This window comes from Stenotrophomonas sp. Y-13, from assembly GCF_046267925.1.
GTDB lineage: Bacteria > Pseudomonadota > Gammaproteobacteria > Xanthomonadales > Xanthomonadaceae > Stenotrophomonas > Stenotrophomonas acidaminiphila_A.
This window is the reverse complement of sequence record NZ_CP176501.1, coordinates 1,459,027-1,473,590: the sequence shown is the minus strand read 5'-3', so window position 1 is coordinate 1,473,590 and position 14,564 is coordinate 1,459,027. Positions and strand designations below refer to the sequence as shown.

Here is a 14,564-nt window from a genome sequence, read left to right as displayed (position 1 = left end):
ATCCTCGTCCTCGGCGGCGCGCGGCGGCGCCTTGGCGGCCTGCGCGGCCTCCTCGGCGGCCTTGCGCTCGGCCTCGGCACGCAGTCGCTCGGCCTCTTCGGCCGCCTTCTGCTGGGCGATCTGCTCGGCGCGCGCGCGGTCCTTCTCGGCGAGCATGCGCTGCTCCTCGAGATTGCGCTGGCGCGACTCCTCGAGCTTGCGCAGGATCTCGGCGCGCTCGGCATCCGCATCCATCGGCGCGCCGGCGGCCGGCTTGACGTAGGTACGCTTCTGGCGCACCTCGACGTTGACCGTGGTCTTGCTGCGGCCGGCGTTGACGGTCACTTCCTGCTGCGTACGGCGGCTCAGGGTGATCTTCTTCGGCGCGGCGTCAGCCTCGTCGGCGACCTGCTCGTCCTTGCCGTGGGAACGGCGAAGGAAACCGAGCAGCTTCACTTTCTCGGCGCTGGTCACGACCTGGTCGGGACCGCTGAACTTCATGCCGGCCTGGGCCAGCTGTTCCAGCAGTTTCTCCACCGGCGTGTTGACCAGTTGGGCGAGCTTGCGGATGGTGGTTTGCTGCGACATTCGGATCCTATGATCTTGTTGGCGCCCCCTCGATACGGACGAAGGCAGCGCGGAGTCTACGCCCTGAGCGGCTCAGGGCCCTGTTCATCGCTGGCTCATTCGCCGCGCTCCAGACGGGCGATCTCCTCGGCGCGGGCTGCCAGGACCAGCGCCGCGGCGCGCTCCAGGTCCATGCCCTCGATGCCGAACTCCAGGACTTCGTCGGCCGCCAGGTCCGACAGGTCCTCGCTGGTGCGCACGCCGTTCCCGGCCAGCGCATAGGCCGTGGCCTCGTCCATGCCCGGCAGCGCCAGCAGGTCCGCCGCCGGCACGCCTTCCTCGGCGCCCTCTTCCACCGCCAGCGCCTCGTTGAGCAGTGCGTCGCGGGCACGGGCGCGCAGTTCCTCGACGATGTCCTCGTCGAAGCCCTCCACCGCCAGCAGCTCGCCGATCGGCACGTAGGCGATTTCCTCGACGGTGCTGAAGCCCTCGCTGACCAGGATGCCGGCGATTTCCTCGTCCACTTCCAGCTTGTCCATGAACAGCTGGCGGGCGACGGCCTGCTCGGCCTCCGACTTGGCGGCGACCTGGTCCTGGGTCATGACGTTGAGCTGCCAGCCGGTCAGGCGGCTGGCCAGGCGCACGTTCTGGCCGCCCTTGCCGATCGCCTGGGCCAGGCGCTCTTCGGCCACGGCCAGGTCCATCGAGTGCTTTTCCTCATCGACGATGATGGACTGCACCTCGGCCGGCGCCATCGCGTTGATGACGAAATTAGCCGGGTTCTCGTTCCACAGCACGATGTCCACGCGCTCGCCGTTGAGCTCGTTGCTCACCGCCTGCACGCGCGAACCGCGCATGCCGATGCAGGCGCCGATCGGATCGGTGCGGCTGTCGTGGGCGATGACCGCGATCTTGGCGCGGTCACCCGGGTCGCGGGCGCAGGCCTTGATCTCGACCAGCCCCTGGCCGACTTCCGGCACTTCCAGCTTGAACAGCTCGATCATGAACTCGGGGGCGGCGCGGCTGATGAACAGCTGCGGGCCGCGCGGCTCCGAACGCACCTCGGCCAGGTAACCGCGCACGCGGTCGCCGGCGCGCAGCACGTCGCGCGGAATGCCCTTGTCCTTGGGGATGAACGCCTCGGCGTTGCCGCCCAGGTCGACGTAGATGTTGCCGCGCTCGGCACGCTTGACCACGCCGGTCACCAGCTCGCCGACACGGTCCTTCCACGCGTCCACGACCTGCTGGCGCTCGGCCTCGCGCACGCGCTGCACGATCACCTGCTTGGCGGCCTGCGCGGCGATGCGCCCGAAGTCCGGGTTCTCGATCTGCTCCTCGATATAGTCGCCGACCTCGACGCCGTCGGCCTCCTCGATCGCGTCCATCAGGCGGATCTGGCGGTCCGGCGACTCCATCACCACGTCGTCGGCCACGACTTCCCAGCGGCGGAAAGTCTCGTAGCTGCCGTCCTTGTGGTCGATCGAAACGCGCGCGAGCACGTCCTGGTCCACATAGCGCTTCTTGGCCGCGGAGGCGAGCGCCGCCTCGATCGCATCGAAGATCACTTCGCGCGGCACGCCTTTCTCATTGGCGACCGCGTCGACTACCAGCAGAAGTTCCTTGCTCATCGGCTTACTCCGCGCGCGGCTTGCGGGCCGCGGTTTCGTTATTGGATTTGTTCCTGGCCGCGCTCCCCTGCCTGGGGGCCGGGCCGGTCGGTTTGGTCGGAGCCAGGCCAAGCGCGGCCCAGTCCGGAATGATGCGCGCCTTGTCGATATTGTCGAAAGCCGCCACGAACGGCTTGCCATCGACCACGAAGGTCACGGTGCCGGCATCGGCATCCACCGCGGCGATCTCGCCCTGCAGGCGGCGCCGGTTCTCCTGCGGCAGCTTCAGCCCGACCTTGGCCGACTCGCCCAGGTGGCGCTCGAACTGCTCCAGGGTGAACAGCGGCCGGTCCACGCCCGGGGAAGACACCTCCAGCGTGTAGTTGCCGCTGATCGGATCCTCGACGTCCAGCTGCGCGGAGACCTCGCGGCTCACCCGCTCGCAGTCGTCGATGTTGACCACACGTTCGGGCTGCTCGGCCAGCGGCACGTCGATGTACAGACGCAGCGTGGCGCCGCCCGGCGCCGGCAGATACTCGGCGCCCAGCAGATCCAGGCCCAACGCCTGCACGGTGGGACCCAGCAGATTCGCGATTTCAGTAGCCTTGTCGCTCACAGCCTGCCTTGATTTGGGTAATGGGAAACGGGAAGAACCGGCCGGACTTTTCGTTTTGCGGAAACAACAAAGGGCCCGACTGGGCCCTTTGTCCGGTATGAATCCGGTGACTGGATTCCGGTTGCAGGAACGGAAGCAATCGTTCCTGCGAGCCCAGATTCAGCCTTCCACAACAGATGTTGAAGAAGGCCGGAACTGGTAGCGGGGGCAGGATTTGAACCTGCGACCTTCGGGTTATGAGCCCGACGAGCTGCCAGACTGCTCCACCCCGCAGCAGAAGCGGAATTATGAAGTAATTGGACCGTTACCGCAAGTCTTTTTTACTTCATTGTTTCAGGGAATCCGGGGATTCCGCTGAAACCCGGAACGCTCCACGTTCCGGCTGACCATCCTGCGATGGCCTGGCGATACCGGCTTGCTGGCACCGCCCTCAACTCAGTGCGCGCATATTACATGAATCGCGCCGTTTTGTATCGCTTTTTATGACAAATGAGCAAATGCGTTGCGCATCCAGGCCAGCAGCGGCCCCAGCGCAACCGGCAGCACCAGCAGCGCCACGCAGTTCACGCCCAGCACGATGCCCAGCAGACGGTCATTGTTGCGCGGCAGCGGCTCGCCCACCGGCTCGTCGAAGTACATGACCTTGACCACGCGCAGGTAGTAGAAGCAGCCCACCACCGCGCTGATCACGCCCAGGATCACCAGCCACAGCAGGCCACCGTTGACCGCCGCGCCCAGCACCGCCAGCTTGGCCCAGAAGCCCAGGAACGGCGGGATGCCGGCCAGCGAGAACATGGCGCACAGCATGAGCCCGGCCATCCACGGATTGCGCGCATTCAGGCCCTTGAAGTCGTCGATGCTCTCGGCCTCGAAGCCCGAGCGCGACAGCGCGACGATCACGCCGAAAGCGGCGGTGGACATGATCGCGTAGGCCACGGCGTAGAACATCGCCGACGAATAGCCGGCGGCGCCGCCGCCGGCCACGCCCATCAGCAGGAAGCCGATGTGCGAGACCGTCGAATAGGCCAGCATGCGCTTGAGGTTGACCTGGGCGATGGCCATCAGGTTACCCACCACCAGCGACAGCGCGGCAAGGCCGGCGAGCACGTACTGCAGCTCGCTCGACAACGGGCCGACGCCGGCTTCGAGCAGGCGATAGGCCATGCCGAACGCCGCCAGCTTCGGGGCCGAACTGATGAACAGGGCGATCGGCGCCGGCGCACCCTGGTAGACGTCCGGCAGCCACATGTGGAACGGCGCGGCACCCAGCTTGAAGGCGACGCCGGCGACCATGAACACCGCGCCGGTCAGCAGCAGCACACGCTCGTCCGACTGGGTGGCGGCGGCATGGATCACGTCCAGGTGCAGCGAACCGGTGGCGCCATACACCAGCGACATGCCGTACAGCAGCAGGCCAGAGGCCAGCGAGCCGAGCACGATGTACTTCATGCCCGCTTCGGCGGCCAGCTTGTTGTCGCGGTTGCTGGCCACCAGCGCATAGGAACACAGCGCCAGCAGCTCCAGGCCCAGATAGACCATCAGCAGGCTGCCGGCGGAGACCAGCAGCATCATGCCCGCGGTGGCGAACAGCACCAGCACCGCGATCTCGCCCTGGTACAGGTTGCGCTCGCGCAGGTAGCTCCAGCCATAGATCAGGGTCAGGCCGCTGACCAGCACCACCACCGTCTTCATGACGTCGGCGGCGTTGTCGCGGATGAACATGCCATGGAACACCTCGCCCTGCCCGCCCACGCCGCCAAGCAGCATGGCGAAAGCAACGGCAAGGATGGCGACCGACAGGAAGTGGGTCCAGACCTTGTGGCGGTTGCTGATGAACAGGTCGAGGATCAGCAGGGCGAAGGCCCCGCCGATCACCACCAGTTCTGGCAGCAACGGCGGGAGGTCGGCGGCGGTCAACGGCAGTAGCGTCGGCGTTGTCATCATCAAATCCTGGAATCAATACTCTCGACGGGGCCGCTTACAGCAGCTTGCTCGATGCGATCTGCATCGCCAGCTTGGCGATGGAGGGCTCCATCAGTTCGGTCAGCGGACGCGGATACACGCCAAGCGCCAGCGTACCGACCGCGAACACGCCCAGCACCAGCCATTCGCGCCCGTTGATGTCCTTCATCTCGGCCACGTGGGCGTTGCCCACCTCGCCGAAGAACACGCGCTTGTACAGCCACAGCGAATACGCCGCGCCGATGATCAGCGTGGTGGCCGCAGCCAGCGCCACCAGCGGCTCCCACTGGAAGCTGGCCAGCACCACCATGAACTCGCCGACGAAACCACTGGTGCCCGGCAGGCCGGAGTTGGCCATGAAGAACAGCAGCGCGAATGCAGCGAACCACGGCATCACGTTGGCCACGCCGCCGTAGTCGGCGATGCGACGGGTGTGCAGGCGGTCGTAGAGCACGCCGATGCAGGAGAACATCGCGCCGGACACGAAGCCGTGCGAGACCATCTGCACCATCGCACCCTGCAGGCCGAGGCGGGCGGCATCGGCGTTGCCGGCCTCGCGCACCAGCCACAGCGCGGTGAACGTACCCAGGGTCACGAAGCCCATGTGCGCGACCGAGGAATAGGCCACCAGCTTCTTCATGTCGTCCTGCACCAGCGCCACCAGGCCGACGTAGATCACCGCCACCAGCGACAGCGCGATCACCAGCCAGGCCCACTCGTGGCTGGCATCGGGCACGATCGGCAGGTTGAAGCGCAGGAAGCCGTAGCCACCGATCTTCAGCGCGATCGCCGCAAGGATCACCGAACCGGCGGTCGGCGCTTCCACGTGGGCGTCCGGCAGCCAGGTGTGCACCGGGAACATCGGCACCTTGACCGCGAAGGCGATCAGGAACGCGAAGAACACCCAGGTCTGCTCCCTGGCCGACAGCTGCAGCTGGTACAGGTCGGCCAGCTGGAAGCTGCCGCCCTTGATGTACAGGTAGATCAGCGCCACCAGCATCAACACCGAGCCGAGGAAGGTGTAGAGGAAGAACTTCAGCGCGGCATAGATGCGGCGCGGGCCACCCCAGACACCGATGATCAGGAACATCGGGATCAGCATGGCTTCGAAGAACACGTAGAACAGCATCGCGTCGGTGGCGGCGAAGATGCCCACCGTCACGCCTTCCAGGATCAGGAAGGCGGCCACGTACTGGTTGACGCGCTTGTCGATCACGCCCCAGGCGCCGACCAGCGCCAGCACGCCCACCAGGGTGGTCAGCAGCACCAGCGCGATGGCGATGCCGTCCACCGCCAGGTTGTAGCCGATGCCGTAGGCGGGAATCCACGGATGCTGCTCGACGAACTGCATCACCTCGGCGGCGGTGCGGTCATAGCCGGTGAGCAGGCCGAGGCTCAACAGGAAGGTGAGCAGTGCCACCGCCAGGGACGCCCAACGGGCAGCCTGGGCGTTGCGCACGGCAAGAATCAACGCACCGCCGAGGATCGGCAGCCAGATGAGGATACTGAGTAGGGGCCAGTTCGACACGTCTTCTTATTCCGTACAGGTCAACGCGAGAAATGCATCAGCAGGCCCAGCAGGGCGATCAGGCCGATGATCATCACGAAGGCGTAGTGGTAGAGGAAACCGGATTGGGTGCGGCGCAGCAGGTTGGCGGCAAGCTCGACCACGCGGGCCGCGCCGTTGACCACACCATCCACCACGTTGCTGTCCACGGCACGGGCGGCCTTGCCAAGCTTGACGCTGCCACCGGCGAAACCATCGATCCACAGCTTGTCGAAGCCGTACTTGTTCTCCAGCACCGATACCACCGGCGCCAGGGCCTTGCGGGACTTGCCTGCCAGCTCGGGCTTCCAGATGTAGAACACCCAAGCCAGGATGAAACCGGCCACCGTCAGCCAGAACGCCGGCATCATCATGCCGTGCAGGGCGTAGGCCACCGAACCGTGCCAGAACTCCCTGCCCACCGCGGCGATGGTGTCGCGCGCCGGATCGTAGAAATCGACGATGCCGGTGAAGAACGACAGGGTCTGGCCGGGGATCCCGGTGGCGGCGGCGTGGCCGTCCCAGCCGGTACCGAACAGCATCGGGCCGATGGTGAAGAAGCCGATCAGGATGGACGGGATCGCCAGCAGGATCAGCGGCAGGGTCACCACCCACGGCGACTCGTGCGGCTCGTGCGCGCCGTGGCCATGCGCGTCGCCATGGTGGTGGGCGTCGTGGCCGTGGTCGTCGTGCGCGTCACGGAAGCGTTCCTTGCCGAAGAAGGTCAGGAACAGCAGGCGGAAGCTGTAGAAGCTGGTGACGATCACGCCGCCCAGCACCGCCCAGTAGCCGTAGGTCGCCACCCAGTTGTCCGAGGTGTGGGCATGCAGCGCGGCCGCCTCGATGATGGTGTCCTTCGAGTAGAAGCCGGCGAAGAACGGCGTGCCCACCAGCGCCAGGGTGCCGATCCACATGGTGATGTGGGTGATGGGCATGTACTTGCGCAGGCCGCCCATCTTCATCATGTTCTGCTCGTGGTGCATGCCGATGATGACCGAGCCGGCGCCCAGGAACAGCAGCGCCTTGAAGAAGGCGTGGGTCATCAGGTGGAACACCGCGCCCGAATAGGCCGACACACCCATGGCGACGGTCATGTAGCCCAGCTGCGACAGCGTCGAGTAGGCGACCACGCGCTTGATGTCGTTCTGCACGATGCCGATCAGGCCGGTGAAGAAGGCCGTGGTGGCACCGATGAACAGCACGAAGTTCAGCGCGGTCTGCGACAGCTCGAACAGCGGCGACATGCGGGTCACCATGAAGATGCCGGCGGTGACCATGGTCGCGGCATGGATCAGCGCCGAGATCGGGGTCGGGCCTTCCATCGAATCGGGCAGCCACACGTGCAGCGGCACCTGCGCCGACTTGCCCATCGCACCGATGAACAGGCAGATGCAGATCAGGGTGGCGATCGACCAGATCACCGGCTCGCTCAGCACCTGCACCGGATGGCCGAACAGGTTGATCGAACCCGACCACACCTGGATCAGCGCGTTGGGGTCGTTCAGCAGCGGCGCATTGGCGAACACGGTGGCGTAGTCCAGGGTGCCGAACACCCACAGCACGCCGGCGATGCCGAGCAGGAAGCCGAAGTCGCCCACGCGGTTGACCAGGAACGCCTTCATGTTGGCGAAGATCGCGCTGGGCTTCTTGAAGTAGAAGCCGATCAGCAGGTACGACACCAGGCCCACCGCTTCCCAGCCGAAGAACAGCTGCAGGAAGTTGTTGCTCATCACCAGGGTGAGCATCGAGAAGGTGAACAGCGAGATGTAGCTGAAGAAGCGCTGGTAGCCATCGTCATCGGCCATGTAGCCGATCGAGTAGATGTGCACCAGCAGCGACACGAAGGTCACCACCACCATCATCATCGCGGTCAGGCGGTCGACCATGAAACCGACATGCGCGGTGTACTGGCCGACTTCGAAGAAGGTGTAGATGTTCTGGTTGAACGGCTGCGCACCGCCCCACAGCAGCTGGTACAGGGTATGCAGCGACAGTGCGCAGCTGACCGCCACGCCCAGGATGGTGGCGTACTGGGCGCCCTTGCGCCCCACCTGGCGACCGAACAGGCCGGCGATGATGCTGCCGAACAGCGGTGCGAGCACCACCGCGATCAACAGACTCTTGGAGAGAGTGATTTCCATCTGTGGGTCAGCCCTTCAACGAATCGACTTCGCCAACGTTGATGGTGTGGCGGGTACGGAACAGGGTCACCAGGATCGCGAGGCCGATGGCGGCTTCCGCCGCGGCCACGGTCAGGATGAAGAACACGAACAGCTGGCCGGCGGTGTCGCCGAGCTGCCGCGAGAAGGCGACGAAGTTGATGTTCACCGACAGCAGCATCAACTCGATCGACATCAGCAGCACGATGATGTTCTTGCGGTTGAGGAAGATGCCGGCGACGGAGATGCAGAACATCACCGCGCCGAGCGCGAGCATGTGGCCCAGGGAAATCATGGCTTGGCCTCCTCGCCGCCTTCGTTGTGCAGGGTATCGGTCAGCGGCACCGGCTTCTCGGCCGCCATCTTCACGATGCGCAGGCGGTCGCTGGCGCGGACACGGGTCTGCTCCGAGGGATTCTGCGTCTTCACGCCGGTGCGGCGGCGCAGGGTCAGCATCACCGCGGCGATCACCGCCACGGTCAGGATCACCGCGGCGAACTCGAACGGCAGCAGGTACTCGGTGAACAGGCTGCGCGCCAGCCAGGTGATGTTGGAGCTGTCGGCGGCCGCGGCGGCGGCGTTGTCCGCCGGGAACGGGGCGGCCGCACGGGCCTTGATGCCGATCAGGGTCAGCATCTGCAGCAGCATCACCACCGCCACCACCAGCCCGACCGGCAGGTAGCGTACCCAGCCCTCGCGCAGGCTGTCGGTTTCGACGTCCAGCATCATCACCACGAACAGGAACAGCACCATCACCGCGCCGACGTACACCAGCACCAGGGTAACGCCGAGGAACTCGGCGCCGACCAGCAGCCAGACGCAGGCGACGGAGAAGAAGGTCAGGATCAGGCACAGCACGGCATACACCGGGTTGCGCACGCTGATCACCGACAGGGCCGACAGCCCCGCCACGACCGAGAAGAACCAGAAGGCGATATTTACCCAATCCATCTTTCGGTCCTCAGCGGAAGGCGGCGTCGGCGGCGCGGCGTTCGGCGATCTCGGCTTCCAGCCGATCACCGATGGCCAGCAGCTGCGGCTTGGTGACGATGTTCTCGCCACGGTTCTCGAAGTGGTACTCGAGGATGTGGGTTTCCACGATCGAATCCACCGGGCAGCTCTCCTCGCAGAAACCGCAGAAGATGCACTTGAACAGGTCGATCTCGTAACGCGTGGTGCGGCGGGTACCGTCCTCGCGCTTGGCCGAGTCGATGGTGATGGCCAGCGCCGGGCACACCGCTTCGCACAGCTTGCAGGCGATGCAGCGTTCCTCGCCGTTCGGGTAACGGCGCAGCGCGTGCAGGCCGCGGAAACGCGGCGACTGCGGGAACTTCTCCATCGGATACAGCACGGTGTACTTGGGCTTGAACGCGTACTTCAGCGTCAGCCACATGCCGGAGACGAGCTCCAGCAGCAGCAGGCTCTTGAAATAGTGGGTGATCTTTTTCATGAATCAAACGCCTCTCTGGATCACGCCGTAGAACACGAGCAGTGCGGTCACCGCGATCCACGCGATGGTCAACGGGATGAACACCTTCCAGCCCAGACGCATGATCTGGTCGTAGCGGAAGCGCGGGAACGTGGCGCGGAACCAGATGTAGGAACTGGCGAAGAAGAACACCTTGGCCAGCAGCCACGGCCAGCCACCGTTCCAGATCCAGTCGACCCACGGCGACACGTCCGCCGTGACCCAGCCCTGGATCGGGCTCAGCCAGCCGCCCAGGAAGAAGATCGAGATCAGGAAGCTGATCAGGATCATGTTGGCGTACTCGGCCAGGAAGAACAGCGCGAACGCACCGCCGGAATATTCGACCATGTGGCCGGCGACGATTTCCGACTCGCCTTCCACCACGTCGAACGGGGCGCGGTTGGTCTCGGCCACGCCGGACACCCAGTACACGACGAACAGCGGCAGCAGCGGCAGCAGGAACCAGTCGAACAGGCCCGAGCTGCCCTTCTGCGCCAGCACGATCTCGGTCAGGTTCAGGCTGCCGGCGGCGATCATCACCCCGACCAGCGCGAAGCCCATGGCGATCTCGTAGCTGACCATCTGCGCGGCCGAACGCATCGCGCCGAGGAAGGCGTACTTGGAGTTGGACGCCCAGCCGGCCAGGATCACGCCGTAGATGCCCAGCGAGGTCATCGCCAGCAGGTACAGCAGGCCGACGTTGGCGTTGGACAGCACCAGCTTGTAGTCGAACGGCACCACCGACCAGGCGGCGAACGATGGCGCCAGCACGATCAGCGGCGCCAGCACGTACATCGCCTTGTGCGCGTTGGCCGGGCGCACGATTTCCTTGAACAGCAGCTTGGTGACGTCGGCGAAGGCCTGCAGCAGGCCACCGAGGCCGACGTACATCGGCCCGTGGCGGACGTGCATCCAGCCGATCAGTTTGCGCTCCCACAACACGTAGAACGCCACCGACACGATGATCGGCATGGCGATCACCAGGATCTTCAGCACCGTCCACAGCACGATGCCGATGTCGCCCAGCGCCAGCAACCACTGGTGCAGCGGATCGACCGCGTTCAACAGCAACTCGTTCATGCAGCCACCACCGTTACCCGAGCGGCGCCCAGCGGCGCGGTGGCGCCGTGGCCCGATTCAATCCAGACCGCACCGGCGGCGACGCGCGCGTCGACCACGACCGGCAGGGTCGCCTTGCCGGCATCGGTGCCGACCTTGGCCATCTGCCCTTCCACCAGCTGCAGGCGCGCGGCGTCATCGCTGTTGAGCACGATGCGCGGCGCGTTGTTCAGCGGGTGCTCCTGCAGCGCCGCGGCGCGGCGGACCACCGCGTCGGTGCGGTAGATCGCGGCGGTCGACGCCACTTCCAGGCCCTCGCCCGCCACCTGCGGCTGCGCGGACGCGGCCACCTTCACCTGCACCGGCTGCAGGCCGGCACGCAGGCCTGCCAGGTCGGTGAAGCCGAAACCGGCCAGCTGCAGATCGCCGCCCAGGGCGCGCAGCACGCGCCAGCCCTCGCGGGCCTCGCCCGGCAGCTTGCCGCCGGCACGGGCCTGCTGCTCGCGGCCATCGAGGTTGGTCAGGGTCGCGTCGATTTCCGGCAGCGCGCCGATCGGCAGGATCACGTCGGCCACGTCGCGGGTCGAAGCGCAGGCGAACTGGCTGAACGCCACCACCCCGGCAGCGGCCAGCGCCTTGCGCGCGGCGGCGCTGTCGGCGAAGTCCAGGCCCGGCTCGATGCCGTACAGCACGTACGCCTTGCGCGGCTGCGCCAGCATCGTGGCGACGTCCTTGCCGGCCGGCAACACGCCGGCGCGGGACAGGCCGACGGCATTGGCGCCCTGCGGGATGCGGCACAGCCGGGCGCCGGTGGCGGCGGCGAATTCGCGCGCGGCGGCACGGATCGCGGCGGCCTGCGGATGGTTCTCGGCGATGCCACCGACGATCAGCACGGTGTTGCCACCGCCCTGCACCGCCGCGCGCAGCTCGGCACTGGCCAGCGCGTCGGCGAACTTCGACGGGGCGACGATCTGCTTGCCGGCCAGGGTGAACGCGAAGTCGAAGTCGACCGGGTTGATCGCGAACACCTGCGCGCCATGCTTGGTCTGCGCCTTGCGCAGGCGTGCGTGCAGCAGCGGCAGCTCGTGGCGGATGTTGCTGCCCAGCAGCACGATGCGGTCGGCGCCTTCGATCTCGGCCAGCGTGGCGCCGAACACTTCGGCGGACGCGGCGTCGGAGAAGTCGCGGTTGTCGATGCGGTGGTCGATGTTGGTGCAGCCCAGGCCGGCGGCCAGGCGGGCCAGCAGCGCGCCCTCCTCGTTGGAGGTCGACGGGTGCACCAGCACGCCGAGGTCGTCGCCACGGTTGCCGTCCAGGATCTCGCGGGCGGCGGCCAGACCTTCGGCCCAGCTCACTTCCTTCCACTCGCCGTTGACCTTCTGCAGCGGCTTGAGCGCGCGGTCGGCGGCGTACAGGCCCTGGTGCGAATAACGGTCGCGGTCGGACAGCCAGCACTCGTTGACCAGTTCGTTGTCACGCGGCACCGCGCGCAGCACTTCGCCGCGACGCACGTGCAGGAACAGGTTCGAGCCCATCGCGTCGTGGTAGCCGAGCGATTCGCGCGCGGTCAGTTCCCACGGGCGGGCGCGGAACTGGAACACCTTGTTGGTCAGCGCGCCCACCGGGCACACGTCGATCACGTTGCCGGACAGCTCGGTGGTCAGCGGCTTGCCGTCATAGGTGCCGATCTGCAGGTTCTCGCCACGGTACATGCCGCCCAGCTCGTAGGTGCCGGCGATTTCCGCGGTGAAGCGCACGCAGCGGGTGCACTGGATGCAGCGGGTCATCTCGGTGGCGACCAGCGGGCCCATGTCCTCGTCGGCCACCACGCGCTTGCGCTCGTTGAAGCGGCTGACCGAGCGGCCATAGCCCAGCGACACGTCCTGCAGCTCGCACTCGCCGCCCTGGTCGCAGATCGGGCAGTCCAGCGGGTGGTTGATCAGCAGGAACTCCATGACCGAACGCTGGTACTTGAGCGCCTTCTCGTTGCGGGTCTGGATCTTCATGCCATCCATGACCGGCGTGGCACATGCCGGCGACGGCTTGGGCGACTTCTCGACGTCGACCAGGCACATGCGGCAGTTGGCCGCGATCGGCAGCTTCTCGTGGTAGCAGAAGCGCGGGATCGGGATGCCGGCCTTGTCGGCGGCCTGGATGATCATCGACCCCTTGGGCGCGAACAGCGTCTGCCCATCGATCTCGATGGTGACGTGCCCTTCCGGCACCACCGGCGCCTCGCTCGGATTTACAGGTTGCGCGCTCATGCGGCAGCAGCCTCCACCTTCTTGCCGTCAACCATCGAATGACCGTTGACGATGTAGTACTCGAATTCGTCCCAGAACTGGCGCAGGAACCCCTGGATCGGCCATGCCGCCGCTTCGCCGAAGGCGCAGATGGTGTGGCCTTCGATCTGCCCGGCGACGGTGCGCAGCTGGTGCAGGTCTTCCATCGTGGCCTTGCCGGCGACGATGCGCTCCAGCACGCGGTGCATCCAGCCGGTGCCCTCGCGGCACGGGGTGCACTGGCCGCAGGATTCCTTGTGGAAGAACTGGCTGATGCGGCAGGCGAACTTGACGCAGCACACGCTGTCGTCCAGCACCACGATGGCACCGGAGCCCAGGCCCGAGCCCAGCGCGCGGATGGTGTCGTAGTCCATCGGCAGGCCCTTGAGCTGCTCGGCGGTCAGCACCGGCATCGACACGCCGCCCGGAATCGCGCCCTTCAGCTTGCGGCCCGGGCGCAGGCCACCGGCCATTTCCAGCAGTTCGTCGAAGGTGGTGCCCAGCGGCACCTCGAAGTTGCCGCCCTTCTGCACGCAGCCGGACACCGAGAAGCACTTGGGGCCGCCGTTGGCGGTCTTGCTCAGGCCCTTGAACCACTCCGGGCCGTTGCGGATGATCGCCGGCACCGAGCCGTAGGTCTCGGTGTTGTTGATCGTCGACGGCTTGCCGTACAGGCCGAAGTTGGCCGGGAACGGCGGCTTGTAGCGCGGCTGGCCCTTCTTGCCTTCCAGCGACTCCATCAGCGCGGTCTCTTCGCCGCAGATGTAGGCGCCGGCGCCCAGCGCCGCGTAGATGTCGATGTCCACGCCGCTGCCCAGCACGTTCTTGCCCAGCCAGCCATGCTTGTAGGCATCGGCCAGGGCCTGCTCGAAGTGCTCGAACGGCTCGTGGTGGAACTCGCCGCGCAGGTAGTTGTAGCCCACGGTCGAGCCGGTGGCGTAACAGGCGATGGCCATGCCCTCCACCACCGAGTGCGGGTTGTAGCGCAGGATGTCGCGGTCCTTGCAGGTGCCCGGCTCGGACTCGTCCGAGTTGCACAGGATGTACTTCTGCGGCGCGTCCTTGGGCATGAACGACCACTTCAGGCCGGTCGGGAAGCCCGCGCCGCCACGGCCGCGCAGGCCGGACTGCTTGACCATCTCGATCACGTCGGCCGGCGCGATCTTCTCTTCGAGGATCTTGCGCAGCGCGGCGTAACCACCGGTCTTGAGGTAGTTTTCGTACGACCACGGGGTGTCGTAGTGCAGCGTGGTGTAGACCACGTTGTGCGGAAGCGGCGCCGGACCGACCGGGCCCCTGGATTCGTGGTGTGCCATGCC

The 14,564-nt window shown here is 66.3% G+C and carries 11 protein-coding genes, 1 tRNA gene and 1 pseudogene; all 13 read right to left on the bottom strand.

The genetic code is table 11. From position 1 onward, the window contains the following. Window positions 1–32: 32 nt before the first annotated feature. Window positions 33–567, bottom strand: a pseudogene (locus ACJ7VY_RS06565) (IF-2-associated domain-containing protein); the annotation flags it as partial. Window positions 568–662: 95 nt separating this feature from the next. Continuing rightward, window positions 663–2,174 (bottom strand): transcription termination factor NusA, encoded by a 1,512-nt coding sequence (nusA, locus tag ACJ7VY_RS06560; RefSeq protein WP_161613139.1) that lies wholly within the window; start codon window positions 2,172–2,174, stop codon window positions 663–665. Window positions 2,175–2,178: 4 nt separating this feature from the next. Next, window positions 2,179–2,769: a ribosome maturation factor RimP gene (gene rimP, locus ACJ7VY_RS06555; RefSeq protein WP_054664883.1), complete on the bottom strand. Its 591-nt coding sequence runs from the start codon at window positions 2,767–2,769 to the stop codon at window positions 2,179–2,181. Between the two features lie 196 nt (window positions 2,770–2,965). Further along, window positions 2,966–3,042: transfer RNA gene (locus ACJ7VY_RS06550), tRNA-Met, on the bottom strand. A 207-nt stretch (window positions 3,043–3,249) separates the two neighbouring features. After that, the gene (gene nuoN / locus ACJ7VY_RS06545) at window positions 3,250–4,710 is read right to left on the bottom strand and encodes an NADH-quinone oxidoreductase subunit NuoN (protein WP_104940172.1); all 1,461 of its coding nucleotides are present in this window, start codon (window positions 4,708–4,710) and stop codon (window positions 3,250–3,252) included. Between the two features lie 37 nt (window positions 4,711–4,747). Further along, a complete protein-coding gene (locus tag ACJ7VY_RS06540) occupies window positions 4,748–6,259 on the bottom strand; it encodes an NADH-quinone oxidoreductase subunit M (RefSeq protein WP_104938573.1) in 1,512 nt (503 codons plus the stop codon). Between the two features lie 20 nt (window positions 6,260–6,279). After that, a complete protein-coding gene (gene nuoL, locus ACJ7VY_RS06535) occupies window positions 6,280–8,418 on the bottom strand; it encodes an NADH-quinone oxidoreductase subunit L (protein ID WP_409476601.1) in 2,139 nt (712 codons plus the stop codon). Between the two features lie 7 nt (window positions 8,419–8,425). Further along, window positions 8,426–8,731, bottom strand: coding sequence for an NADH-quinone oxidoreductase subunit NuoK (gene nuoK / locus ACJ7VY_RS06530; RefSeq protein WP_054664875.1), 306 nt, complete (start codon window positions 8,729–8,731; stop codon window positions 8,426–8,428). Next, on the bottom strand, window positions 8,728–9,387 hold the full coding sequence (locus tag ACJ7VY_RS06525) for an NADH-quinone oxidoreductase subunit J (RefSeq protein WP_104938571.1): 660 nt from the start codon (window positions 9,385–9,387) through the stop codon (window positions 8,728–8,730). The genes nuoK and ACJ7VY_RS06525 overlap by 4 nt, the downstream gene beginning before the upstream one ends. A 10-nt stretch (window positions 9,388–9,397) precedes the next feature. Further along, window positions 9,398–9,886, bottom strand: a complete 489-nt coding sequence (gene nuoI / locus ACJ7VY_RS06520; RefSeq protein WP_054664867.1) for an NADH-quinone oxidoreductase subunit NuoI — start codon at window positions 9,884–9,886, stop codon at window positions 9,398–9,400. A 3-nt stretch (window positions 9,887–9,889) separates the two neighbouring features. Further along, the gene (gene nuoH, locus ACJ7VY_RS06515; RefSeq protein ID WP_161613140.1) at window positions 9,890–10,984 is read right to left on the bottom strand and encodes an NADH-quinone oxidoreductase subunit NuoH; all 1,095 of its coding nucleotides are present in this window, start codon (window positions 10,982–10,984) and stop codon (window positions 9,890–9,892) included. Then, window positions 10,981–13,227, bottom strand: coding sequence for an NADH-quinone oxidoreductase subunit NuoG (nuoG, locus tag ACJ7VY_RS06510; protein WP_409476600.1), 2,247 nt, complete (start codon window positions 13,225–13,227; stop codon window positions 10,981–10,983). Before nuoG ends, nuoH begins: the two co-directional genes overlap by 4 nt. Then, window positions 13,224–14,561 (bottom strand): NADH-quinone oxidoreductase subunit NuoF, encoded by a 1,338-nt coding sequence (gene nuoF, locus ACJ7VY_RS06505; protein WP_104938568.1) that lies wholly within the window; start codon window positions 14,559–14,561, stop codon window positions 13,224–13,226. The genes nuoG and nuoF overlap by 4 nt, the downstream gene beginning before the upstream one ends. Window positions 14,562–14,564: the final 3 nt, after the last annotated feature.